This is a genomic window from Stenotrophomonas sp. G4, from assembly GCF_003428825.1.
In the GTDB taxonomy this organism is placed as follows: Bacteria; Pseudomonadota; Gammaproteobacteria; order Xanthomonadales; family Xanthomonadaceae; genus Stenotrophomonas; species Stenotrophomonas indicatrix.
Map to the genome: position 1 here is coordinate 4,366,214 of NZ_CP031741.1, position 24,783 is coordinate 4,390,996.

At 66.4% G+C, this 24,783-nt stretch carries 20 protein-coding genes and 1 riboswitch; of the genes, 5 read left to right on the forward strand and 15 right to left on the reverse strand.

Annotation, left to right across the window (positions count from 1 at the left end):
* Window positions 1-19 precede the first annotated feature (19 nt).
* From D0Y85_RS20030 to D0Y85_RS20070, 9 genes are all read right to left on the reverse strand, one after another.
* On the reverse strand, window positions 20-1,792 hold the full coding sequence (locus tag D0Y85_RS20030) for a DUF885 family protein (RefSeq protein WP_117311758.1): 1,773 nt from the start codon (window positions 1,790-1,792) through the stop codon (window positions 20-22).
* A 323-nt stretch (window positions 1,793-2,115) separates the two neighbouring features.
* On the reverse strand, window positions 2,116-2,463 hold the full coding sequence (locus D0Y85_RS20035; RefSeq protein ID WP_025878793.1) for a lipid-A-disaccharide synthase N-terminal domain-containing protein: 348 nt from the start codon (window positions 2,461-2,463) through the stop codon (window positions 2,116-2,118).
* Window positions 2,463-3,185 carry a glycosyltransferase family 2 protein gene (locus D0Y85_RS20040; protein ID WP_117311759.1) on the reverse strand — a complete coding sequence of 241 codons (723 nt, stop codon included), beginning with the start codon at window positions 3,183-3,185 and terminating at the stop codon, window positions 2,463-2,465. The genes D0Y85_RS20035 and D0Y85_RS20040 overlap by 1 nt, the downstream gene beginning before the upstream one ends.
* A gap of 90 nt (window positions 3,186-3,275) precedes the next feature.
* Window positions 3,276-4,241, reverse strand: coding sequence for an NAD-dependent epimerase/dehydratase family protein (locus D0Y85_RS20045; RefSeq protein ID WP_117311760.1), 966 nt, complete (start codon window positions 4,239-4,241; stop codon window positions 3,276-3,278).
* Between the two features lie 64 nt (window positions 4,242-4,305).
* Window positions 4,306-5,031, reverse strand: a complete 726-nt coding sequence (locus D0Y85_RS20050) for a suppressor of fused domain protein (RefSeq protein WP_117311761.1) — start codon at window positions 5,029-5,031, stop codon at window positions 4,306-4,308.
* Between the two features lie 142 nt (window positions 5,032-5,173).
* Complete coding sequence (locus D0Y85_RS20055) at window positions 5,174-6,097, reverse strand: ParB/RepB/Spo0J family partition protein (protein ID WP_025878789.1); 924 nt, start codon at window positions 6,095-6,097, stop codon at window positions 5,174-5,176.
* The gene (locus D0Y85_RS20060; RefSeq protein ID WP_025878788.1) at window positions 6,097-6,894 is read right to left on the reverse strand and encodes a ParA family protein; all 798 of its coding nucleotides are present in this window, start codon (window positions 6,892-6,894) and stop codon (window positions 6,097-6,099) included. Before D0Y85_RS20060 ends, D0Y85_RS20055 begins: the two co-directional genes overlap by 1 nt.
* Before the next feature lie 112 nt (window positions 6,895-7,006).
* The gene (gene rsmG, locus D0Y85_RS20065; protein ID WP_033832551.1) at window positions 7,007-7,645 is read right to left on the reverse strand and encodes a 16S rRNA (guanine(527)-N(7))-methyltransferase RsmG; all 639 of its coding nucleotides are present in this window, start codon (window positions 7,643-7,645) and stop codon (window positions 7,007-7,009) included.
* Window positions 7,646-7,684: 39 nt separating this feature from the next.
* Complete coding sequence (locus D0Y85_RS20070; RefSeq protein ID WP_117311762.1) at window positions 7,685-8,284, reverse strand: 4'-phosphopantetheinyl transferase superfamily protein; 600 nt, start codon at window positions 8,282-8,284, stop codon at window positions 7,685-7,687.
* 84 nt (window positions 8,285-8,368) lie between these two features.
* Here D0Y85_RS20070 and D0Y85_RS20075 point away from each other — a divergent pair, with 84 nt between their 5' ends.
* A complete protein-coding gene (locus D0Y85_RS20075; protein WP_025878785.1) occupies window positions 8,369-8,620 on the forward strand; it encodes a GlsB/YeaQ/YmgE family stress response membrane protein in 252 nt (83 codons plus the stop codon).
* Between the two features lie 72 nt (window positions 8,621-8,692).
* On the opposite strand, the gene xth is transcribed toward D0Y85_RS20075, so the two are convergent.
* The 4 genes from xth to D0Y85_RS20095 form a co-directional block, all read right to left on the reverse strand.
* Window positions 8,693-9,460, reverse strand: a complete 768-nt coding sequence (gene xth, locus D0Y85_RS20080; protein WP_117311763.1) for an exodeoxyribonuclease III — start codon at window positions 9,458-9,460, stop codon at window positions 8,693-8,695.
* Between the two features lie 237 nt (window positions 9,461-9,697).
* A complete protein-coding gene (locus D0Y85_RS20085) occupies window positions 9,698-11,107 on the reverse strand; it encodes a coniferyl aldehyde dehydrogenase (RefSeq protein WP_117311764.1) in 1,410 nt (469 codons plus the stop codon).
* Between the two features lie 199 nt (window positions 11,108-11,306).
* Entirely contained in the window at window positions 11,307-12,962 is a 1,656-nt protein-coding gene (locus tag D0Y85_RS20090) for an MFS transporter (protein ID WP_025878778.1), read from the reverse strand.
* Window positions 12,963-13,057: 95 nt separating this feature from the next.
* Complete coding sequence (locus D0Y85_RS20095; RefSeq protein ID WP_025878777.1) at window positions 13,058-14,479, reverse strand: DcaP family trimeric outer membrane transporter; 1,422 nt, start codon at window positions 14,477-14,479, stop codon at window positions 13,058-13,060.
* Between the two features lie 245 nt (window positions 14,480-14,724).
* Between D0Y85_RS20095 and acs the strand changes: the two genes are divergently transcribed.
* The 4 genes from acs (at window position 14,725) to D0Y85_RS20115 (ending at window position 18,925) form a co-directional block, all read left to right on the forward strand.
* Window positions 14,725-16,668: an acetate--CoA ligase gene (acs, locus tag D0Y85_RS20100; protein WP_117311765.1), complete on the forward strand. Its 1,944-nt coding sequence runs from the start codon at window positions 14,725-14,727 to the stop codon at window positions 16,666-16,668.
* Window positions 16,669-16,764: 96 nt separating this feature from the next.
* Window positions 16,765-17,430 (forward strand): response regulator transcription factor, encoded by a 666-nt coding sequence (locus D0Y85_RS20105; protein ID WP_006477308.1) that lies wholly within the window; start codon window positions 16,765-16,767, stop codon window positions 17,428-17,430.
* 205 nt (window positions 17,431-17,635) lie between these two features.
* Complete coding sequence (locus D0Y85_RS20110) at window positions 17,636-17,977, forward strand: hypothetical protein (protein ID WP_117311766.1); 342 nt, start codon at window positions 17,636-17,638, stop codon at window positions 17,975-17,977.
* 193 nt (window positions 17,978-18,170) lie between these two features.
* A riboswitch (yybP-ykoY riboswitch) is annotated at window positions 18,171-18,338 on the forward strand.
* An 11-nt stretch (window positions 18,339-18,349) separates the two neighbouring features.
* Window positions 18,350-18,925 carry a manganese efflux pump MntP family protein gene (locus D0Y85_RS20115; RefSeq protein ID WP_032976929.1) on the forward strand — a complete coding sequence of 192 codons (576 nt, stop codon included), beginning with the start codon at window positions 18,350-18,352 and terminating at the stop codon, window positions 18,923-18,925.
* 39 nt (window positions 18,926-18,964) lie between these two features.
* Here the strand turns inward: D0Y85_RS20115 and D0Y85_RS20120 are convergent, their stop codons facing one another.
* Window positions 18,965-22,408, reverse strand: a complete 3,444-nt coding sequence (locus tag D0Y85_RS20120; RefSeq protein ID WP_117311767.1) for a PAS domain-containing hybrid sensor histidine kinase/response regulator — start codon at window positions 22,406-22,408, stop codon at window positions 18,965-18,967.
* A gap of 173 nt (window positions 22,409-22,581) precedes the next feature.
* Window positions 22,582-24,729, reverse strand: a complete 2,148-nt coding sequence (locus D0Y85_RS20125) for a S46 family peptidase (protein ID WP_117311768.1) — start codon at window positions 24,727-24,729, stop codon at window positions 22,582-22,584.
* Window positions 24,730-24,783 lie beyond the last annotated feature (54 nt).

The following is a 24,783-nucleotide window of genomic DNA, read 5'->3' on the forward strand; positions in this document are numbered from 1 at the left end:
ATGCCCGGCGGCACGGCGATCAGGCCTTCTTGCGCTCGGCAATGTACGCCTGGATCTGCTGCTCCAGCACCGGCAACGGCACCGAACCCTGCTTCAGCAGGGTGTCGTGGAAGCCCTTGACGTCGAACTTGTCGCCCAGCTCCTTCTCGGCCTGCGCACGCAGGCGCACGATGGCGATCTCGCCGAGCTTGTAGCTCAACGCCTGCCCCGGCCAGGAAATGTAGCGATCAACTTCGGTGGTCACTTCGTGCTCACTCAGCGCCGTGTGGTCACGCAGGTAGGCCAGCGCCTGCTCGCGGCTCCAGCCCTTGCTGTGCACGCCAGTGTCGATCACCAGGCGCGTGGCGCGCCACATCTCGTAGGTCAGGCGGCCGAAATCCTCGTACGGGGTTTCGTAGATGCCCATTTCCACGCCCAGCTTCTCGCAGTACAGCGCCCAACCTTCGCCATAGGCGGAGATGTAGGCATTGCGGCGGAACTCCGGCAGGTTCTTCTGCTCGGCAGCGATGGCACCCTGCAGTGCATGGCCCGGGTCCGACTCGTGCAGGGTCAACGCCGGCAGGTTGTACAGCGGGCGCGACGGCAGGTTGTAGGTGTTGAGCCAATAGGTCCCCATGCCACCACGGCCGGCGGTCCAGAACGGCGCGATGTCCGGCGGCACCGGCACGATGGTGAAGCGCGCGCGCGGCAATGTCATGTACTTGCCGAGCTGGCCATCGGCGCGCTTGGAGATCCATGCGGCACGCGACAGCAGTTCTTCCGGCGTCTTGGCATAGAACTGCGGGTCGGTACGCAGGAAGCTCAGGAACTCGGCAAAGCTGCCCTTGAACTTCACCTGCTTGATGATGTCGTTCATTTCCTTCTGGATGCGTGCCACTTCATCCAGGCCGATGCGGTGGATCTCGTCCGGCGACAGGTCCAGCGTGGTGTATTCGTGGATCTGCTGCTTGTAGTACGCCTTGCCGTCAGGCATCGCTTCGGCGGCCAGGGTGGTACGCGCCTGTGGCACGTATTCGTTGACGAAGAAGGTGCGCAGTTGCTGGAACGCCGGCACCACCTTGCCGCTGATCGCCGCGCGGGCCTGTGCCTGCAGCTTGGCCTGCTCCGCAGCCGGGACGGTGTTGGGCAGCTTCTTGAACGGCGCGTACAACGGCGATTCGGTCGGGTCCTTCAGTTCGGCGACAGTGGCGATGGACACCTCGCGGCCATCGAGCACCGCACGCGGCACGCTGAAGCCGCGCTTCAGGCCGGCACGCATGTTCCCGGTCTGCTGGTCGAAGTAGCGCGGCACATCATTCAGGCGCGCGATGTAGTTCTGGTAGTCCTGCACGGTCTTCATTTCGCGCCGGGCCATGAAGGACAGGTTGGACCAGAACGAGGAATCGGCGTTGAACGGCATCTCGTAGCCGCGCAGGCGCACTTCTTCGGCCAGGTTGAACACCTGGTCGCGGTAGATCGCGTAGTTGACCTGGTTGTCGGGCGAAAGGGTCTTCGGGTCGATCTTCTTCAGCGCGGCCAGGGTCTGGTCCCATACCTCCAGGCGTGCCTGCTGCGCGGCCGGGCCGACGTCGGGCATGCGGGTGGCATTGGCCGGCGCGTCTTCGTCCTCGCTGGCCTCGCCGCCGCCTTGCTGGCGCCACTTCCATTCCTTCTCGTACAGCGCGCGGAAGGCGGCATCGGCGGGCGACTCGGTAGCCACGCCGGCCGGCGCGGCGGCGGTGGGCGGTGCGGCCAACGCCACGGCAGGGGCGGACAGGGCAATCAGCAGGGCAACGGCAAGACGGGTTTTCACAAGCACAGGTTCCCGGAAAGGCAGGCCCCGATCATGGCACCCCGCACCGCCCATGGCATGGGACGAAGGTCCTGCCTGGGCCTAGCCCTGGCAGCTGCCAACCTTGGTTGGCAGGCGGGGAGACCCAGCGCCGAAGGCGCGTGGTAGCGCGGGGCCATGCCCCGCGAGCGCACAGCGCGGCCGATGTTGGTCGCCATCCCGCAGCCGCCGGGCATGGCCCGGCGCTACCACAGCGGTGCCTGCGTGGCCGCTCTGGTAGCTGCCAACCTTGGTTGGCACCCGGAGAAAACCAGCGCCGACCAAGGTCGGCATCTACCGGGGCGTCAGTGACTGGCCTTGTCCCGCTTCCAGCCGCGATGCTTGATGTCCAGCTGCAGGCTGTACAACGCGGTGAACGCCGGGAACAGGTTCTGCAGCACGCCCACCGAGTCCTGCTTGGCCGAGAACAGGAAGTAGCTCAGCGTCATCAGGCTGCCGACCACGCTCATGTACCAGAACAGACGCGGGATCACCGGCTTGCCGGCGCGCTTGGAGGCAACGAACTGGACCAGCCAGCGGCCACCGAACATCAACGCGCCGGTGTAGCCGATCAGCTTCCAGCCGGTCACATGCAGGCCGGTCCAGTACAACCAGGTGAGCGGCTGGTCCAGCCAGTGCAGCTCCAGATCCATCAACGCTCCTCCACCGCGGTGCGCTTGCTGCGGGTGATCAGCCAGGCCACGCCGCGCAGGTCGCGGATGCCGACCAGCGCGCGGCCCAGGTTGTTGTACTTGGACACGCCGGCCGTACGGTGGCGATGGTTGACCGGCACGCTGATGGTCTTCCAGCCGGCGCGCTGCATCAGCGCCGGCAGGTAACGATGCATGTGGTCGAAGTACGGCAGATCGAGGAAGGCGCTGCGCTCGAACAGCTTGATGCCGCAGCCGGTATCGGGGGTGTCATCGCGCAGCATGCGCGCGCGGATGGCATTGGCCCACTTGCTGGCCCAGCGCTTGCTGCCGCTGTCCTGGCGGTTGACGCGCCAGCCGGCGAACAGCTTCACCTGGGCATCGGCCGCATCACGGGCGTCCAGCAGCCTGGGGATGTCGGCCGGATCGTTCTGGCCATCACCGTCGAGGGTGGCGATCCACGGCGCACGCGCGTGCTTGACGCCGGTACGTACCGCGGTGCTCTGCCCGCTCTGCGAGACGTGGTGCAGCACGCGCAGCTCCGGCGTGGTGGCCTTCAGGCCCTGCAGCACGGCCAAGGTGTCATCACGCGAATGATCGTCGATGTAGATGATCTCGAACGGCAGCCGTCCGCGCAGTGCAGCGGTGATTTCGGCCACCAGGGGCGCGACGTTGTCGCGCTCGTTGAATACGGGGACAACGACGGACAGCTCGGGTTGGCTCATGGGGGGACTCGGCCAAGGAGGGACAAAGACCGCGCATTTTCCGACGCCGAGGTTATCCGAAGATGAATCCGGCAGTGTGAGGATGCGTTCTCACGCGCGATCAGCAAAATACTCGCGGCACCACTGCACCACCGGTGGCAGGCCCTGTTCGATGGGCATGACCGGTTCGTAGCCAAATGCGTCATGTGCGCGCCGGGTATCGGCCATCGTGCGCACCATGTCACCCGGCTGCATCGGCTTGTAGACCTTCTGCGCGGGGCGACCGGCGGCCTGCTCGATCACGCCGATGAAGCGCTCCAGCTCGACCGGCGTGTGGTTGCCGAGGTTGAACACCCGGTGCGGCACCGGACCGTCAGCCGGATGCGCGAGGGCGCCGAGAATACCGGCCACGATGTCGGAGACATGTGTGAAATCGCGCTGCATGCGGCCTTCGTTGAACACATCGATCGAACGACCGGCCAGCACCGCGCGCGAGAACAGCAGCGGCGCCATGTCCGGCCGGCCCCACGGGCCATACACGGTGAAGAAGCGCAGGCCGGTGGCACGCAGGCCATACAGCTGTGCGTAGGTGTAGGCCATCAGTTCATTGGCGGCCTTGGTGGCGGCATACAGCGAGCGCGGCTGGTCCACGCGCTGGTCTTCGGAAAACGGCGGCGTGGCCGAATCGCCGTACACCGAACTGCTGGACGCATACACCAGATGCTGCACGCCACGGTGGCGGCACAGTTCGAGCATGTTGACGAAGCCGACCAGGTTGCTGTCGACGTAGGCGTGCGGGTTTTCCAGCGAATAGCGCACGCCGGCCTGCGCGGCCAGGTGGATCACCGCGGTCGGCTGTATTTCGTCGAAAAGCGCGGACAGGCCGTCGCGGTCGGTCAGGTCCAGCGTGCGCAGATCCAGCGTCGGGCACAGCGCGGCCACGCGGTCGCGCTTGATCTGCGGGTCGTAGTAATCGTTGAAGTTGTCCAGGCCGACCACCGACTGGCCCGCATCAAGCAGGGCACGGGCGGTGTAGGCACCGATGAAGCCGGCTGCGCCGGTGAGCAGGATGGTCATTGCGGTGTGCCTGGAATTCAACGGTCAATTCAGTAGTGATGGCGTCTGATGGTACGCGCAGGGCCTAGAACAGGCCGAAACGCTTCTTGGCCACATTGGTGCGCCCCGGCTGGATGACATCCTGGATGTTCTTCGCATCGAAGCGATCCAGCAGGGTTTCCGAGTCCTTTTTCAGCTTCAGGTCCATTTCTTCCGGGTACAGCGGCACGATCGCCATGAACTCGATGGTGGTGCCGTCTTCCAGCGCCAGCGTGCCGAAGTCGTCCGGAGTCGTGACCGGCGGCAGCACGATGGCCCCATCGAACCCCACGCCCGGTGCATAGGGCTCGGACGGATGGCCGTTGGGAATGGTGTGGCCGAAGCCCAGCCAGGTGTCGTACTCGTGCGGCAGTCGCGCCAGGGTCTTCAACAGGCGCACCGGCCAATAGTTGCGCTCATCCTCGAAGGCATCCTGGGTGATCGGCCAATCCGCCGGCAGGGTCACCATCAGTTCCATGTGCCGGGGGGCGTCCACCTCGTCGGGCACCGCCATCGGCAGATCGCTCATGCCCGAGGTCACCAGCCGCAGGTACGGGCACTCGTTGGTGGCGGGCACCACATGCACGTCGATGTGCACGATATCGGAGATGATTTCGTGGAAAACACCGGAGATCGGGCCAAGATGGCGCTCGATGTGCGCGCTGATCTCCTCGATGTGCGACTCGCCCTGGGCCGGGGTGAAGTCCTTCTCGCGGCTGTGCACGAGGATCGGGCTGCCGCCCGGGCTGACGTCGTCTGCTTCAATGGTCATGTCCTGCTCCCTGGATGAGCCACGGGGCGGAGCGGCCCACCTGCGGTGGACGACGCGGCCTCCGGCACGCGCGGCGGTGCGTTCCCTGCAATCGACGGCACACGGCAGGAACGGGCCGTGCGCCCATGAAGATGCGCCGGGGTCAGCCCTGGCGCGTGCGCAGCCGCTCCAGCACGCCATCGAGCGTGTCCAGGTTGGCGTAATGGATGATCAGCTTGCCCTTGCCGCCGCGGCCATGATTGATGGCAACCGAGGTACCCAGCACTTCGGACAGCTCGGTCTCCAGCGAGGCGATATCGGCCTGCTGCACCTTGGCCACCGGCTGCGGACGGTTGCTTGGCACCTTGCCGGCGGCAAACGCCTGCGCACGGCGCTCGACCTCGCGCACCGACCAGCCTTCATCGGCCGCTTCCTGGGCCAGCTTGCTGGCCAGTTCCGGGGCCAGCGTCAGCAGCGCGCGGGCGTGCCCCATCTCCAGCCGGCGCGTTTCCAGCAGCAGGCGGATGGCGATCGGCAGCTCCAGCAGGCGCAGCAGGTTGGACACCGCCGCGCGCGAGCGACCGACGGCCTCGGCGGCCTCGGCATGGGTCAGGGTGAATTCGCTGATGAGGCGCTGCAGCGCTTCGGCTTCTTCCAGCGGGTTGAGGTCTTCGCGCTGGATGTTCTCGATCAGCGCCATCGCGATGACGGTGCGGTCTTCCAGCTCGCGCACCACCACCGGCACTTCGTCCAGGCCGGCCAGCTGCGAGGCGCGCCAGCGACGTTCACCGGCAACGATCTCGAAGTTGCCTGCCGGCAGCTGGCGCACCAGGATCGGCTGGATCACGCCCTGCGACTTGATCGAGTCGGCCAGTTCGGACAGCTTGCCCTGGTCCATCTCGCGACGCGGCTGGTACTTGCCCGGCTGCAGCTGGCCTACCGGCAGCTTGCGCAGCACTTCACCGGGCAGCGGCTCGATCACCGCCGTACTGGCCTGCACCTGGCTGACCGCGCCCTTCGGACCGAGCAGTGCGTCCAGGCCGCGGCCGAGGCCTCGCTTCTTGGCTGCAGGCTTGCTGCTGGTCATCAGACGGTCTCCACGGCCTTGGTGGCCTTGTTGCGTTCGTTGTTGCGACGGATGATCTCGCCGGCCAGGCCGAGGTAGGCCACGCCGCCGCGCGAAGCACGATCGTAGCCGACGATGCTCTGGCCATGGCTGGGCGCCTCGGCCAGGCGCACGTTGCGCGGCACGATGGTGCGGAACACCCGGTCGCCGAAGTGCTCGGTGAGCTCGGCCGACACGGCATTGGCCAGGTTGTTGCGCACGTCGAACATGGTGCGCAGCACGCCTTCGATCTCCAGCGCCGGGTTGAGGTTGGCACGCAGCGCTTCGATGGTTTCCACCAGCGCGCTCAGGCCTTCCAGTGCGTAGTACTCGCACTGCATCGGCACGATCACCGAATCGGCGGCGGCCAGTGCGTTGAGGGTCAGCAGCGAGAGCGCCGGCGGGCAGTCGATCAGGATGTAGTCGTACTCATCGCGGATCGGCGCCAGCGCGCGCTTCAGGCGCTGCTCGCGCTCGCTCTGCGCCATCAGCTGGATCTCGGCCGCGGTCAGGTCGATGTTGCCCGGCAGCAGGTCGTAGCCTTCGGCGGTCTGCACGCGCACGTCGGCGGCGCTGGACTCGCCCAGCAGCAGGTCGTAGGTGGAGGAGACCAGCTCGCGCTTGTCCACGCCACTGCCCATGGTCGCGTTGCCCTGGGAATCCAGGTCGACCAACAGCACGCGCTTGGGTGCGTTGGCCAGGGAAGCGGCCAGGTTGACGGCGGTCGTGGTCTTGCCGACGCCACCCTTCTGGTTGGCGATGGCGATGATGCGGGCCATGCGGGTGTGCCTCGTCGACGTGTGCTGGGACCGGTCATTATGCGTACAACCGGGCCCGTGCGGAAATCGTGGATCGCCAACCGCTTGTTCCACAAGGGGCGGGCGGCGGGGTTCAGGGACCTGTGACGGTGACCAGATGGCGTTCACCGGCCAGGCCGGGCACGCTCAGCGGGACCACCTCGCGCACCTGCCAACCGGCCGGCAGCGCTGCGATTTCCTCATGCGGGTAAACGCCTTTCATGGCCAGCAACACGCCGCCGGGGCGCAGCAGGTGGCCACCGACGCGGACGATGCCGGCCAGGGTGTCCATCGCGCGCGCGGTCAGCTGGTCGTAGCTGCCCGGCTCGGCCAGCGCTTCGGCGCGCGATTCGGCCACGCGGGCATTGCCCAGGCCCAGCTGGCGCACGGCCTCGCGCATGAAGCGGGCCTTCTTGCCGTTGCTTTCCACCAGGGTGACCTGCAGGCCCGGGCAGGCGATCGCCAGCGGGATGCCCGGCAACCCGGGGCCGGTACCGAGGTCGGCCAGGCTGCCATCGGCCACGAACGGCTGCATCGCCAGCGAATCGAGCAGATGGCGGGTGACCATTTCCTGCGGATCGCGGATGGCGGTGAGGTTGTAGGTGCCGTTCCAGCGGTGCAGCAGCGCCAGGTAGCGCAGCAGCGGCGGGGCCAGCTCGGCGGCCAGGCCCATGCTGGCCAGGCCCTGCTGCAGCGTGGTCGCTACGCCGGCGGGAAGATCGTGTTCGCTCATACCGGCATTATCGCCGGTTTTCGCCGTTGATTCGCCGATTCACTGCGGATACCAGGCCAATGCGGCGCGGAATTGTCCGCTGGCCTGCCATTCGTGCAGGTGCCAGCGCGCGGCCTCGCCCAGCTCCGGGTCGCACCAGCGCAAGTGCAGGGCGCCATCGGCGGCCGGGGCCAGCTGCAGGCGGTGCAGGCCGAAGGAAATGCCCTGCCCGTGCGCCTTCAGCATCGCTTCCTTGGCACACCAGACGCGGAAGAACCAATGTTCGCGGTCGGCCTCGTCCAGGCCCTGCAGCCAGGCCACTTCGTCGGGATGGAAGAAGCGCTGGATGATTTCCAGCATGCGCGGGCGCGGCCGCAGCAGTTCCAGGTCCACGCCCAGCCGCACGCCCTCGCCCAGCGCCACCAGCAGCACCTCGCCGCTGTGGCTCCAGCCGGTGCCGTAGTGGGCGAGCGCGCCGCTCAGTTCCGGCCGGCCCTTGTCGTCGCGCACCAGCGGCAGCGCATCCGGCTCGCCGCCCAGGGCCTGTGCCAGCACCTGCCGGGCCTGCGGCTCACCGCGCTGGCCAGGGACGTGCGGGCAGCGCCAGACGGTAACCGGACCAAACCGCCAGGGGCCCTCAAGGGTGGCTGGCAGGCTCATCCGCACGCGCCCGTCACAGGATTGCACAGCGGGTTCACGGCATTGCGCGTCAACTGGACGCGGTTATCCACCGGAGAGTCGATCATGGGCATCATCATCTGGCTGATCGTCGGCGGCATCGTCGGCTGGCTGGCAAGCATCATCATGAAGCGCGATGGCCAGCAGGGCATCATCCTCAACATCGTGGTGGGCATCGTCGGCGCACTGATTTCCGGCTGGCTGTTCGGCGGCGGCATCAATGAAGCGATCACCCTGCGCACGTTCCTGTTCTCGCTGATCGGCGCGGTGATTCTTCTGGCCATCGTCAACCTGTTCACCCGCAAGAGCATACGCTGACGCGGCGGTAGTGCCGGCCGCTGGCCGACAGATGCATCGCAACGGGCCCGGCAATCGCCGGGCCCCATTCGTTCAACCCAATTCCACCCACGCCGGTGCATGATCGCTGGGACGTTCCCAGGTGCGCGGCTCGCGGTCGATGCCCGAGGCCACCGCACTTCCCTTCAGCGCATCGGAGACCAGGGTGAGGTCGATGCGCAGGCCGAGGTTGCGGCGGAAACCCGCTGCGCGGTAGTCCCACCAACTGAAGGTGCCGGCCTCATCGTTGTGCAGGCGGAAGCCATCGTGCAGGCCCAGCTGCAGCAGCTTGTTCAGCGCGCCGCGCTCGGCAGTGGAGGTCAGGATGTGGTTTTCGTTCCACACCTCCGGGTCATGCACATCGCGCGCATCGGGGGCGATGTTGAAGTCGCCCATCACGATCAGCTTCGGATGCCGCTGCAGTTCTTCGGCGATCCACGCGTGCACCGCCTCCAGCCAGCGCAGCTTGTACTCGTACTTGTCGGTGCCCACGTCCTGGCCGTTGACCACGTACAGGTTGATCACCCGCAGGTCGCCGAAGGTGCCGGCGATGACCCGCTTCTGCTCGTCCTCGAAGCCGGGAATGCCGATCTGCACGTCCTGCGCCGGTTCGCGCGACACCAGCGCCACGCCGTTGTAGGTCTTCTGCCCGGCGAACACGCTGCGGTAACCGGCGGCGACCAGTGCCGAGTCCGGGAACTTGTGGTCCTCCAGCTTGGTTTCCTGGATGCCGACGATGTCCGGGCCGAAGTCCTTGAGCCACTGCTCCAGGTGCGGCAGGCGGACATTGAGCGAATTGACGTTCCACGAGGCGATCTTCATGCGCGCATTCTACCCGGGTGGGCTTTGGTAGAGGCCGACCTTGGTCGGCGCCGTGCTTCCCGCTGTTGCCTTGGTAGAGGCCGACCTTGGTCGGCGCTTGGGGTTCACGCGTGCCAACCAGGGTTGGCCCCTACCGGAACGGGCCGCGCGGGTTGGCGCCTACCGGTAGTGCCGGCCGCTGGCCGGCAACCCAGGAACCCCTGGCAAGACCCTGCAGTTGCCGGACAGCGGCCGGCACTACCGCAAGAGGAACTTCAACAACCCCGCAATCTTCGAATACGGCGGCCGCAGCCGATCACTGGCCGCCCAGCGCGACTGCCACAGCACCGGCAACAGCTTGCTCATCGCATCAAACCCGGCCCGCCCGTGGTACGCCCCCATGCCACTGGCGCCCACCCCACCAAACGGCAAACCGTCGGCGGCGAAGTGCAGCAGGGTGTCGTTGACCGTAACCCCGCCGGCCAGCACCTGGCCGAGAATGCGCTCCACCGTGGCCGTGTCGTGGCTGAAGGGATACAGTGCCAGCGGCCGGTCGCGGGCCACGATGTCGGCCAGCGCCGCATCCAGGTCCGGATAGGCGCGCACCGGCAGGATCGGGCCGAAGATCTCATCGCGCATCAGGTCCAGGTCATCCGGCGGATCCAGCACTACCGTCGGCACCAGCAGCCGCTCGCGATCTGCGCGCGCGTCATCCACCTGCGCCAGCGGAATCACCGGCACCCCGCGTTCGCGGGCCTGCGCCAGATAGCCCTGCAGGCGTCGGTACTGGGCCTCATTGATGATCCGCGTGTAGTCGTCGGCATCGCTGAAATCGCCATAGCGCTCGCGCACCTGCTGCTGCAGCGCCTGCACGAACTCACGCTGGCGCACGCTGTCGATCAGCACATAATCCGGCGCGATGCAGGTCTGGCCGGCGTTGAACCACTTGCCGGTGGCCAACCGCGCGGCGGCTTTGTCCAACGGGAAATCGCGGCAGACGATCGCCGGCGACTTGCCACCCAGTTCCAGCGTCAGCGGCACCAGATGCTCCGCCGCCGCCGCCATTACCTTGCGGCCGACCGCGGTGGAACCGGTGAACACGAGGTGGTCCAGCGGTAGCGAAGACACCGCCGCAGCCACGTCCGCCCCACCCTGCACCACCGCCACGCGATCGGGCGGGAACACGCTGGCCAGCAGATCGGCCAGGAACGCGCTGGTGCGCGGGGTGTGTTCGGATGGCTTCAACAGCACATGGTTGCCAGCGGCAATCGCGGTGGCCAGCGGCACCAACGCCAGCGTGACCGGATAATTCCACGGCGAGATCACCCCGACCACACCCAGCGGCATCGGCCGCAGCTGCGCGCGCGCCGGCCATAGTCGCCAGCCGGCGCCCACCCGCTGCGGCTTCGACCAGCGCCGCAGGTGGCGACGCAGGTGGTCGATGGCCGACAGCACGCTCATGCCGTCGGCCAGCTTTGATTCCACGTGGGCACGATGGCCGAAGTCCTCGGCGATGGCCGCAGCCATTTCGTCCATGCGGTCCTTCAACGCCGCGCGCAGGCGACGCAGGTCGGCTTCGCGCTGGTCGAGCGAAGGGCGCCGAGCCTGCCAGGCGCTGCGCAGGGTGTGCAGGATGGCGGGGAGGTCGGCTGGGACGGTGGTGGTCATGGGCCGACTATACGGCGTGCTGTGCAATGTAATGGTAGTGCCGGCCGCTGGCCGGCAGCCTCATGGATCTCCGGCAGACATCGTGCAGTTGCCGGCCAGCGGCCGGCACTACCAGGGTGCGGGCCGGATAAGCGCCCCCACAAACAGAAAGGCCGCGGTCTGCACCGCGGCCTTTCCTTCATGCAATGAAAACCACGGGTTACTTGGTGATGTCCACGTTCTTCGTCTCGCGCAGGAACAGGCCGCCAATCACCACCGACATCAGCGCGATGATGATCGGGTACCACAACCCGTAGTACAGGTTGCCGGTACCGGCCACCAGCGCGAACGAGATCGCCGGCAGGAAGCCACCGAACCAGCCGTTGCCGATGTGGTACGGCAACGACATCGAGGTGTAGCGGATGCGGGTCGGGAACAGTTCGACCAGGTAGGCGGCGATCGGGCCGTAGACCATGGTCACGTACAGCACCAGCAGCCACAGCATCAGGATCGTGCCGGCGTAGTTGATGCGCGAGCCATCAGCCTTGGCGGGATAACCAGCGCCGGTCAATGCCGTCTTCAGCTCGGCACCGAATGCATCGGCCTTGGCCTTGCCTTCTTCCTTGGTCAGGCCGGCGGCCTCGTACGAGGTGACGCTGGCGCTGCCCACGTTGACCATCGCCAGCGAACCGGCAGCAGCCGGCTGCACGTCATACGGCACACCGGCCTTGGTGAGCGCGGCGGTGGCGACGTCGCAGGAGCTGGTGAACTTGCGCAGACCCACCGGATCGAACTGGAAGGAGCAGGTGGTCGGGTCGGCCACGACCAGGGCCGGCGAACTGCTGCGGGCCTCTTCGATGGCCGGGTTGGCGAAGTGGGTCAGGCCCTTGAAGATCGGGATGTAGGTGATTGCGGCCAACAGGCAGCCGGCCAGGATGATCTTCTTGCGGCCGATACGGTCGGACAGCCAGCCGAAGAAGATGAAGAACGGCACGCCCAGCGCCAGCGCGGCGGCGATCAGCAGGTAGGAGGTGGTGGCGTCGACCTTCAGCATGCTGCTGAGGAAGAACAGCGCGTAGAACTGGCCGCCATACCAGACCACCGCCTGGCCCGCTGCGGCGCCGAGCAGCACCAGCAGCATCAGCTTCAGGTTGCCGCCCTTCAGGCTGTCACGGAACGGCGTCTTGGAACCCTTGCCCTCCGACTTCATCTGCTGGAACAGCGGCGACTCGCTCAGCTGCAGGCGGATCCACACCGACACGCCCAGCAGCACGATCGAGACCAGGAACGGAATGCGCCAGCCCCAGGCTTCGAACGCTTCGTTGCCGAGGAAATAGCGGCAGGCCAGGATGATCAGCAGCGACATGAACAGGCCGAGGGTGGCCGTGCACTGGATGAAGCTGGTGTACAGGCCGCGCTTGTCGTCCGGCGCGTGTTCGGCCACGTAGGTCGCCGCACCACCGTACTCGCCGCCCATGGCCAGGCCCTGGGCCAGGCGCAGGATGATCAGGATCACCGGCGCGGCAAAGCCGATAGAGGCGTAGTTGGGCAGCACACCGACCAGGAAGGTCGAGATGCCCATGATCAGGATGGTGACCAGGAAGGTGTACTTGCGGCCGATGCGGTCGCCGAGGCTGCCGAAGAAGGCCGCACCGAACGGGCGCACGAAGAAGCCGGCCGCGAAGGCCAGCAGGGCGAAGATCATGCCCGTGGTTTCATTGACGCCACTGAAGAACTGCTTGGCGATGATCGCCGCAAGCGAGCCATACAGGAAGAAGTCGTACCACTCGAAAACGGTGCCCAGGCTGGACGCGAAGATGACCTTCTTGTGTCCCTGGGTTAGTTGGGCTTTCGCCGGTGCAGGTGTTGTGGACATGGGACGCTTCCCCTCCGAAGCAATCGTTGTTGGTGGGTGCCGACCGTTGGTCGGCACTCATTCTTGGTAGGTGCCGACCGTTGGTCGGCACTCGGTCAGAAGCTGTACTTCGTAGTGAACTGCAGACGGGTGATATCGCCCTTGTTGCCGTTCTCGATCTCGCGCTTGCCGTACATCAGCTCGGCACCGACATCGACCTTGGGCAGCGGCGAGTAGAAGATGTTGCCGCGGATGCTCTGCACGCTCTTGGTCACCAGCGGGCCGAGGATGCTGTCGTTGTCGTAGTCGCTGCGCGCATAGATCAGGTTGGTGCGCAGCTTCGGCGAGAACGCATGGCGCCAACCGACGTAGCCGGCGATCACACCGGTCGGGTTGAGCTCGTCACGGGCCACGTCATAGGCCGAATCGGCGGTGATGCCCAGGCCGATGTAACGGGCGATGCCCTCGCCACCGGTGAACTGGTAGTGCAGCGAATCGCTGTCACCCATCACCCACTTGCCGCCCAGGGTCAGGCCACCGGCCACCTTGTCGGCCTTTGCGCCGGTGGCCTGGTTGTCGACCTTCAGCTGACGGACGATACCGCCAACACCGAACGTGCCCCAGTCACCCTTCCAGCCATAACGCAGGGTCAGGTCCGGCAGGCTGCCGCGATCGGAATTGGCGCTGGCATTGGTCCAGGCGCCGGTGACCGGATTGCGCGTACCGGTGAGGGTGGTCGTTTCCGGATTCTCCAGCGCGACGCTGAAGCCGCCCTGGGTATAACGCACCTGCGCCTGGCGCACGAAGATCACGCCATCGGTGGGACCGACGAAGTCGACCGCTTCCGGCAACGACGCCGCATCCATGAAGTTCGACCAGGTCTGGCCGGCCATCCAGTTGTTCCAGTACATGTACGCATGGCGCAGGGTCACGCCATAGGTGTTGGTGGCGGTCTGGTTGCCCAGCGAGTTGCCGAAGAAATCCATCTCGAAGAACGCGCCGGCCTTGTTGCCCGACTCGCTGACGTTGTCGATGCCCAGGTTGAAGCGCGAGAACTTGGCGTGGGCGTTGTAGTCCACGTCCGAGCGCTTGCCGCTGCCGCCGGCGCCTTCCACCGGGGTCTGCCCGGGCAGGTACAGCGAGCGGCCGGTGGCGTCGTCGGCCAGCTGGCCATCGCTGGTCTGGGTGGCCAGGAAATCGGCCTTGATGAAACCGCCGATCTTGACCGTGGTGCCCGGCGCCGCGCCGGGGGTGATGGTGGTGACCTGGATCGGCTGCTTGCCCGCAGGCACCGCCGGCTTCTGTTCGGCCTGCAGCGTGCGGACGTCGGTGACCGCCTGCTGGGTCTGCACGATCTGGGTCTGTTGCTGCTGCTGCGACGCCAGCAGCGCCTGCACCTGCCGCTCCAGTTCGGCGACGCGTGACTCCAGTGCCTTCTCTTTGGCGGTCTCGGCGAACGCCATGCCCGGTGCGACCAGGGCGACCAACAGGCAGGCCGCCAAAGGTGTGCGCACGGCTTTCAACGTACGGTGGCTCATGTTGCCCTCTCTCCCAAGTGGCAAGGTGATGCCGCGCGTGGGGCACGGTCGAGCCGAGACTGCGGGGCGTTTGCACGCACCGGCTATTGGCCATTGGTCGAACCCGGGCCTGCAGGGGCCCGACTTTCGACCAAGGTCTAACCGAAGTGGTGACGCGACCGGGGGTGGATGGGGCAAACTGAGGGGGAACGGCTGCTGCAATGCTGCGGCTGCACACACAAAGTCAACGTGCAAGTGAGGGTGCCATGGCTGATCTCTACCCTGTCGATCCGCAGTTCGCCGCCAAGGCGCGTATCGACAAGAACACCTATGAACAGCAGTACCAGGCCTCGGTGTCCGATCCGGATGCGTTCTGGGGCAAGGCCGCCGGGCGGCTGGACTGGTCGCGCAAGCCGACGAAGATCAAGAACGTCAGCTACGACCTGTCCGACTTCCACATCAAGTGGTTCGAAGATGGCGAGCTCAACGCCAGCGTGAACTGCCTGGACCGCCAGCTGGAAAAGCGCGGCGACAAGACGGCCCTGCTGTTCGAGCCGGACAGCCCGGACGCGCCGGCCCAGCACGTGACCTATCGCGAGCTGTACGAGCGCACCTGCCGTCTCGGCAACGCGCTGCGCAACCTGGGCGTCAAGAAGGGCGACCGGGTCACCATCTACCTGCCGATGATCGTCGACGCTGTCGTGGCCATGCTGGCCTGCGCGCGCATCGGTGCGATCCACTCGGTGGTGTTCGGTGGCTTCGCCCCGAATTCGATCGCCGACCGTGTCAGCGACTGCCAGAGCAAGCTGATCATCACCGCCGACGAAGGCCTGCGCGGTGGCCGGAAGATTCCGCTGAAGGCCAACGTCGATGCGGCGCTGAAGCTGCCCGGCACCAATACCGTGGAAACCGTGCTGGTGGTGCGCCACACCGGCGGTGCGGTGGACATGCAGGCCCCGCGCGACCGCTGGTTCCATGATGTGGTCGACAGCCAGCCGGCCAGCTGCGAGCCGGAACCGATGAACGCCGAGGATCCGCTGTTCATCCTCTACACCTCCGGTTCCACCGGCAAGCCGAAGGGCGTGCTGCACACCACCGCCGGCTACCTGCTGTACGCGGCGTACACCCATGAAGCGGTGTTCGACCTGCGCGAGGACGACATCTACTGGTGCACCGCCGACGTCGGCTGGGTCACCGGCCACAGCTACATCGTGTACGGCCCGCTGGCCAACGGCGCGACCTCGCTGATGTTCGAAGGCGTGCCGAACTACCCGGACACCTCGCGCTTCTGGAACGTGATCGACAAGCACAAGGTGTCGATCTTCTACACCGCCCCCACCGCCATCCGTGCGCTGATGCGCGAAGGCGAGGAGCCGGTGAAGAAGACCTCGCGCGCCTCGCTGCGCCTGCTTGGCAGCGTCGGCGAACCGATCAATCCGGAAGCATGGCGCTGGTACTACGAGGTGGTCGGCGACAGCCGTTGCCCGATCGTCGATACCTGGTGGCAGACCGAGACCGGTGGCATCCTGATCTCGCCGCTGGCCGGTGCGATGGATCTGAAACCGGGTTCGGCCACCCTGCCCTTCTTCGGCGTGCAGCCGGCCCTGGTCAATGCCGATGGCGAGATCAAGGAGGGCCCGACCGAAGGCAACCTGATCATCCGTGACTCCTGGCCGGGCCAGATGCGCACGGTGTACGGCGACCACCAGCGCTTCATCGACACCTACTTCCGCACCTACCCGGGCAACTACTTCACTGGTGACGGCTGCCGCCGTGACGAAGACGGCTACTACTGGATCACCGGCCGCGTGGACGATGTGATCAACGTGTCCGGCCACCGCATCGGCACCGCCGAAGTGGAAAGCGCGCTGGTCTCGCACCCGAAGGTGGCCGAAGCCGCCGTGGTCGGCTTCCCGCACGACGTGAAGGGCCAGGGCATCTATGCCTACGTCACCCTGGTGGCCGAAGAAGCGCCCAGCGACGAGCTGCAGAAGGAGCTGGTCGCCTGGGTGCGCAAGGAGATCGGGCCGATCGCCACGCCCGACCACCTGCAGTGGGCGCCGGGCCTGCCGAAGACCCGTTCGGGCAAGATCATGCGCCGCATCCTGCGCAAGATCGCCGAGAACGCACCGGACCAGCTCGGCGACACCTCGACCCTGGCCGATCCGTCGGTGGTGGCGTCGCTGGTGGACGAGCGCAAGGTGCGCTGACGTACGACCCGGGGTCGGATCCCTTTCCACAAGGAAAGGGCTCTGACCCCAGGGGCTTCGGCCCCGAACAGTTCCCCCCTACGGTTCCCCCCGACCATGACCACCCTCCTGATTGCCGATGACCATCCGTTGTTCCGCGAAGCCCTGCGGGGTGCCGTGCAGCGGGTCATTCCGGGCGTTCAACTGTTCGAGGCCGACAGCGTGGAGGCGCTGTATGCGCTGGCCGACCAGCACAACGACGCCGACCTGGTCCTGATGGATCTCAACATGCCCGGCGCACAGGGCTTCAACGCGCTGGTGCACATGCGCTCGCTGCATCCGCACCTGCCGGTGGTGGTGGTCTCCGCACGCGAAGAAGCCACGGTGATGCGGCGTGCACTCGACCATGGTGCGCTGGGTTTCATTCCGAAATCCGCCGACTCGGACACCATCGGCCATGCACTCGGCACCATCCTCGATGGCGAGACCTGGGCGCCGCCGGAAGCACACAACGTGCCGCCTACCGGCAGCGAAGAACGCGAAGTCGGCCAGCGACTGCGCGAGCTGACACCGCAGCAGTTCCGCGTGCTGCAGATGCTGGGCGCTGGCCGCTTGAACAAGCAGATCGCCTACGACCTCAACGTCTCCGAAGCAACGATCAAGGCGCACGTGACCGCGATCCTGCGCAAGCTGGGCGTAACCAACCGCACCCAGGCCGTGCTGATGGCCGGCAAGCTGGCGATCGACGACGACGCCATCGTGCTGCCGCCGGAAGAAGACTGAGGGTTCGTGCCGGCCGCTGGCCGGCAATCGCCTGTACCTGTATCACCGCTGCGCTCGCCGGGCATGGCCCGGCGCTACCGGAAACTGCTTTGGTGGGTGCCACGCTTGCTTGGCACTGTCACCCGGCACGCCGATGACGTAATTGGCTCTGGCGGCATGATGGATTCGATATCAGGCTGAAGGTTTCTGCTTTCCAGCTGCAACCATGGACGTCTGGACACTCATTGATATGGACGGTTTGAGGATAGGCACCGTCCAGCGCTTCAGCTACCGAGACTGCCGCGTGAGTGGCCGTTTCGTACCTGATGTGGCCTTTTCAAGACACCAGAAGATGTTCGCTGCTCTTGAGCATGCGGCGGATGCTCAGCTTTTCGTCCATGTCGATGATCTCGAAAGAAGCATCGCTGCACTGCGCATTCGTGCAATTCCACCAGGCGGCGAGAGCGATCCACAGCTGATCTCGGATCTGCAGATCATGCAGGACTGGTGTCAGTTCCAGATTGGTTCAATGACGAGCCCGGCCGACGAACACTCTTTATGCGCGTGATGTAGCCGGTAGTGGGTGAAGCGCTGCCGGCCGGCGGCCGGCACTACCGGATTCTGGTTCGCCACTGCGCTCGCCGGGCATGGCCCGGCGCTACCGAATCACTCTTGGTATAGCCATCGCTATACAAACCAGCCGTGCCTGCGCGTTTCGCACGAAATGCGCCACGCGCGGATCGCGGTGCTAAGCTTCGCGTCCCCTTGGGGAGTAGCCGGATTCCTACGCAGGAATCGTCCACGTCAACATACTCGGCCAGTGCGCCGTGGCGTGGACAACCATGATGGTTGGCGAGACCAGCGGCCCGCGCGCGCAACGTCAGGTTGGGCGCGAGCGCGAGCCGTGCGTCCGTCCTTGCCCGACCTTCTGCTGCCGCCCATGTCTCCTGTTTCGATCCTGCTGATCGGCTTTGCCATGTCCACCGATGCCTTCGCCGCGGCGATCGGCAAGGGTGCCGCCATGCGCAGGCCGGTGTTCCGTGATGCGCTGCGCGCCGGCATCATCTTCGGCGTCATCGAGGCGATCACGCCCATCATCGGCTGGCTGCTCGGTCGTGCCGCCCTGCAGTACGTCGAAGCCTTCGACCACTGGATCGCCTTCGGCCTGCTCGGCGCACTGGGCATCCACATGATCTACAACGGCCTGCGCCCTGACAGCGGCGAGGACGATGAGGATCCGTCGCAGCATCATGGCTTCTGGAAGCTGGCACTGACCGGCTTCGCCACCAGCATCGACGCGATGGCGGTGGGCATCGGCCTGGCCTTCATGGACGTGCATATCGGCGTGATGGCGGCGGTCATCGGCCTGTGCACGCTGACCATGGTCACCGCCGGCATCATGCTTGGCCGCGCACTCGGCAGCATGGTCGGCAAGCGCGCCGAAATCATCGGTGGCGTGATCCTGGTGATCATCGGTGCGACGATCCTGTACGAACATCTGCACGGCGTGGCGTAACCTGCCGGCGATTGCGAGGTTGCCGGCCAGCGGCCGGCACTACCGGGCGTCCCGCAGCGCGCCGAGGAAGGCGCGCAGCGAGGCCGGCTTGATCGGCTTGGTCAACAGGCGATAGCCACGCTCGCGAGCCATCCGCTTCAGTTCATCGCGGCCATCGGCGGTAAGCAGCGCACCAGGCAACGGATAGCCTGCCGCTTCGCGCAATGCCACCAGCGCATCCAGGCCATCCATGCGATCGTGCAGGTGGTAGTCCACCAGCATCACCTGCGGACGTTCGGCGATCTTCTGCAACGCCTGGTCCACCGTCGATGCGGTGATCACCTGCACCTGCCAGCGCCCCAGCAGCGCGCGCATGCCATCGAGGATTTCCTCGTCGTTGTCCACGCACAGCACGCGCAGGCCGGCCAGCGAATCGCTGCGGATCGGCGGTGCGGCCTGCGCCACGGTGAGCGCTTCGGTATATCCCGGCAACGGCGCTACCCGCGGCAGGATGATCGAGAACATCGATCCACTGCCAACCCGGCTGCGGGCATTCAAGCGATGGTCAAGCAGGCGCGAGATGCGCTGGCAGATCGACAGGCCCAGCCCCAGGCCCTGCTCGCCCCAGTCGAACGGCTGCTGGTAGCGGTGGAACTCATCGAAGATCTGCCGCATGTGGTGTTCGGGAATGCCGGGGCCGGTATCCCATACCTGCAGCTCCACTTCGTCGCCGCGCTGGCGTACGGCCAGCACGATGCGCCCCTGCCGCGTGTAGCGCAGCGCATTGGCCAGGAAGTTCTGCAGCACGCGGCGCAGCAGGCGGCGATCACTGCGCACCCAGGTGGTGCGCGCGAACAGATCCAGCCGCAGCCCACGCCCGGCCGCAACCGGCGTGTACTGCGCGGCCAGCTCGCGCATCAACGCACTGACATCGAATTCGCCGATCACCGGATGCAGGCCACCAGCATCCAGCCGCGACACGTCCAGCAGCCCATCCAGCAGCTCTTCGGCCGCACGCAGCGACGCATCCACGCGTTCGGCCAGGTGCCGCTGCTCGTCACTGACATGGTCGCTGTCGCGCAGCGCCGAAGCGAACAGCCGCGCCGCATTCAACGGCTGCAGCACGTCATGGCTGATCGCCGCCAGGAAGCGGGTCTTCGATTGCTGCGCGACTTCCGCTTCGTGCGAGCGCTCGGCCACGCGCTGTTCCAGTGTTTCGTTGGCTTCCAGCAGCGCCCGTTCGGCGTGCTTGTAGTCGGTGATGTCGTTGTAGCTGGTGACGTAGCCGCCACCGGGCAGTGCCTGGCCACGCATTTCGATCACCTTGCCATCGCTGCGGGTGCGCTCGAACACGTGCGGCGAACCGGCGCGCATGTAGCCGATGCGGCGGTTGATCTGCACTTCGATGTCGCCCTCGCCCAGCTCGCCACGCTCGGCGTTGTAGCGGATCAGATCCGCCACCGGGCGGCCGACGTAAAGCATGCCGTCCGGGTAGCCGAACATGTCCTGGTAGCGCCGGTTCCATGCGGTCAGGCGCATGTCCGGGTCGACCACGCTGACGCCGGCGCTGATGTTTTCCAGGGTGGTCGACAGGATCTCGCGGTTGAAGCGCAGCTCCTGCCCGGCTTCGTCCAGCACCGCCACCACTTCGCCCAGGTCCATGCCCGAGCCACGCAGCAGGCTGGTCAGCAGCAGACGCGCGGACGCTGCGCCGATGGACGCCGCCAGCAGGCGCTCGGTGAATTGAACCCAGGGCCGGTCGGCAGGCGCAGAGGATTGCAGCTCGCGTCCCAGCGACTGCGCCTGTTCGAAGAACGAGCGCCGTGCATGGCGTTCGCCGACCACGCGCGAGGCCAGTGCCAACAGGTCACCCACGTGTACATGGCCCGGCCAACCACCGGCCACTGAAGGCCGCTCGGCATAGGGATCGAGGAAGGGCGCAGCGCGCAGGCGCTCATCCACACCCGGACGCCAACGCGCCGATACCAGCATCATCGTCGCCGCGTTGACCAGCAGCGACCAGAACGTGCCGTGGGTCAGCGGGTCCCAGCCGGTCATGCCGAACAGCTGTTGTGGCCGCAGCCAATCGATGCCGAACGGACCATGCTGTACCCAGCCTGCATCCATCCAGCCGGCCATGGTCATCGCCGGCAGCAGCAGGGTGTACAGCCAGGTGGCGAAGCCAAGCAGCATGCCGGTCTCGACGCCGCGACGGCTGGCGCCACGCCAGTACAGGCCACCGATCAGGCCCGGCGCGAACTGCGCCACCGCGGCGAACGCCATCAGTCCGTACGAGGCCAGCGTGCTGTCGTTGCTGCTGCTGCGGTAGTAGCTGTAGGCCATCAGTGCCAGCAGCAGGATCGCCAGCCGGCGGATCCACAGCACCCGCGAGGCGACATCGGCCGCTTCCTGGTGGTCGCCACTGCGACGCAGCAGCACCGGCATCACCAGATCGTTGCTGACCATCGTCGCCAACGCGATCGAGGACACGATGACCATGCCGGTGGCGGCAGAGAACCCGCCGATATAGGCGATCAGTGCCAGCGCGTTGCGGCCCTCGGCCAGCGGCAGGGCCAGCACCATCGAGTCGTCGGCCACGCCGCTTCCGGTACCGAACAGGCTGATGCCGGCCGTGGCGATCGGCAGCACCATCGCCGAGATCAGCACCAGGTAGCCGCCGAACATCCAGCGCGCGCGGCGCACGTCGCGCACATCGCCGCACTCCACCACCGCCACATGGAACTGGCGCGGCAGGCAGATGATGGCCAGGAAACTGAGCAGCGTCTGCGAGATGAACCCCACCGGCGGAAGCCCGGTGAACAGCGTATGCACCGACTCCACCACCGCCTCGTTGCGGTCGCTGAGCCAGACGTAGGCGAACACACCCACCGCCACCATCGCCACCAGCTTGATCACCGACTCCAGCGCGATGGCCAGCATCATGCCGTGGTGGTGTTCGGTGGCGTCCACCTGGCGGGTACCGAACAGGGTGGCGAACAGCGCCATCAGCAATGCCACGTACAGGGCCGGATCGCTGAAGAACCCGGTCGGGCCGGTGTTGCCGGTCAGTACCTGCAGGCTCATCGCCACTGCTTTGTACTGCAGGGCGAGGTAGGGAATGATGCCGATCAGCGCGATGATCGCCACCAGTGCCGCCAGCCGCCGCGAGCGGCCGAAGCGCGAGGAAATGAAATCAGCGATGGAGACCACGTTCTGGCTGCGCGCGATCAGCGCCAAGCGCTCAATGATGCGCCAGCCGAACAGCAACAGCAGCAACGGGCCGATGTAGATCGGCAGGTAGCCCACACCGTTGCGCACGGCGGTACCGACTGCGCCGTAGAAGGTCCACGACGAGCAGTACACCGCCAGCGCCAGGCTGTAGACGACCGGCCGCAGCCACGGCCGGTCCGGGTACATCGGCCGACGGTCGCCCCACCACGCCACGCCGAACAGCAGCGCAGCGTAGGCAACCGAGACCAGCAGCAGGATCCAGCTGGAGACCAAGCGCGTGTTTCCGTCGGAGGAGGGGCCAGTAGATCACGACCGTTGATCGTGATGGTAGGTCACGACGGGGGGTCGCAAAGGTGGGTCACGACCGTTGGTCGTGGCAGAGGCGTCCGTGCCCACCTACGGTGGGCACCCACCAGGAAACGGTGGGGACCTACCGGGAACCGGCGTTATTCCGCCGGAACGCCCATTTCCTTCAGCAGTTCAGGTGCCGGGTAGACCTTGGCCAGCAACCAGCGCAGGTAGCGCATGTCCACGTGCACGGCGCGCTTGTAGCGGGGGTCGAACCACCAGCTGGCACTGACCGACTCCCAGTTGCTGTCGAAGTTCAGGCCGATCAGTTCGCCCTTGGCGTTGAGCACCGGCGAGCCGGAGTTACCGCCGGTGGTATCCAGGTTGGTCAGGAAGTTGACCGTCTGGGTCTTCAGCGCGGGATCGGCGGTGCTGCCGAAGTCGCCCTTGGCAATTGCGGCCAGCAACGGCTTGGGTGCATCGAACGGATAGGCGTTGGTGTTCTTCTCGACGATGCCGGCCACGGTGGTCACCGGCGAATAGGTCACGCCATCACGCGGGTGCAGCGCTTCCACCTTGCCGTAGCTGATGCGCAGGGTGCGGTTGGCATCCGGGTACACCGCACGGCCCTGCTTGGCACGCCAGGCGAACAAGGCCTGCATGTAGGCCGGGCGCAGGCGCAGCTGTTCGCCTTCGCGGGTCTTGCTCTCATTTTCGATGCGCAGCTGCGCGGCCACCAGCGGGCCGGCCACGGCAATCAGCGGATCGGCGGCCAGCGCCTTGCCTTCGCGGGCAGCGGCGAAGCGGGACAGGCGCTGCGCTTCGTCACCCAGCTGGGTGCCGGCATACAGCGCGTCCAGCGCCTGCGCCAGCTGTGCCGGGGTACGGCCGAAGGCCGTGTCGAACTCGGCCACGCGCTGCGCATCCGGCAGCTGCTGGTAGCGCGTCAACAGGGTGGTCAGCAGCGCCTTCTCGACCTCGGGTGCATAGCGGCGCTGCACCTGCTTCAGCACGCCCTCGATCATCGCCTGGTCGCGCTGCTGGTAGCCGGTCTCGCGCTGCGCATCCGGCTTGGCCGATTCAATGCGCAGGCGTTCCAGCAGCAGCGCCGAGCGCAACAGCTGGCTCTGGCCGGCCATCTGCTCCAGCAGCAGGTCGCGCTCGCCCACCGCCGCGCTCTGCGACAGGTTGGCCAGCAGCGCCTTGATGTCGCCCTGGTACCTGCGGTCGGTGGCGGCCAGCATCGCCTGCTCGTCGGCCGCACGCTGGGCCTTGGCATCGCTGCGCAGCAGCCCTTCCAGTTCACCGGCAGCGCGCTTGCGGTTGTTCTTCAGCGACTGCAGCTGCGAGGCATAACGGGTACGTGCCTGCGCATCCTTGGCACTGGCCGCTTCGATGGTGTCGATCATCTGCTGGAACACCGACACCCGGCGCGGCAGCACGGTATCGATCTGGCCAGCGAACTCGGCGGCGGTGCGATGGCGGTAGGTGATGCCCGGGTAACCGGCCAGCATCGCGTAGTCGCCCTCCTTCGGGCCTTCCACCGACATCTGCAGGTGCGCCGGGGCTTGGTAGGGCACGTTGTCCTTGCTGTAGGCGGCCGGCTTGCCGTCCTTGCCCACGTAGGCCCGCAGCAGGGTGAAGTCGCCGGTGTGGCGCGGCCACATGAAGTTGTCGATCTCATCGCCGTAGTTGCCGATCGCGCGCGGCGGCGCATAGACCAGGCGCACATCGCTCAGCTCAAGCTGGGCGATGCGGTAGAAGTCGGTGCCGTAATACATGTTGGCCACCGAGCAGCGCACGCTGCCGTCCTTCTCGCACTCGGCCACGATCTGCTTGCTGGCTGCATCCACCGCGTCGAAGTACGCGCGGCCGGTCTTGCCCTTGGCCTGTGCCAGCACCTGGTCGGTCACCTTGTCGAAGCCGACGGTGACCAGCACGCGGAAGTCCGGATTGGCCGGACGTTCGTCGGCGCGCCCCTTGGCGATGAAGCCATCGTTGATGAAGTTGTGCTCGGGCGAGCTGTTGTACTGGATCACGCCCATCGCCACGTGGTGGTTGGTCAGCAGCAGGCCATCAGCCGACACGAACGAGCCGGTGCCACCGCCGGCACGCACGACCGCACTCAGCGGCGGCGCGGTCACGTTGGCCAGATCGGCCGGGTTGCCCTTGAAGCCGGCCGCCTGCAGCGGCTTGGCCAGCTCCGGCAGCTGCGTCGGCATCCACATGCCTTCGTCGGCATGGGCGCCAGCGGCGAGGGTCAGGCCCAGGGCCAGGGCGGTGGGAAGGGCTTTGCGTGGCGACATGAGGCAATCCGGTACGACAGAACAGCCCGGGACCATAGCCGCTGGGGCCGGATG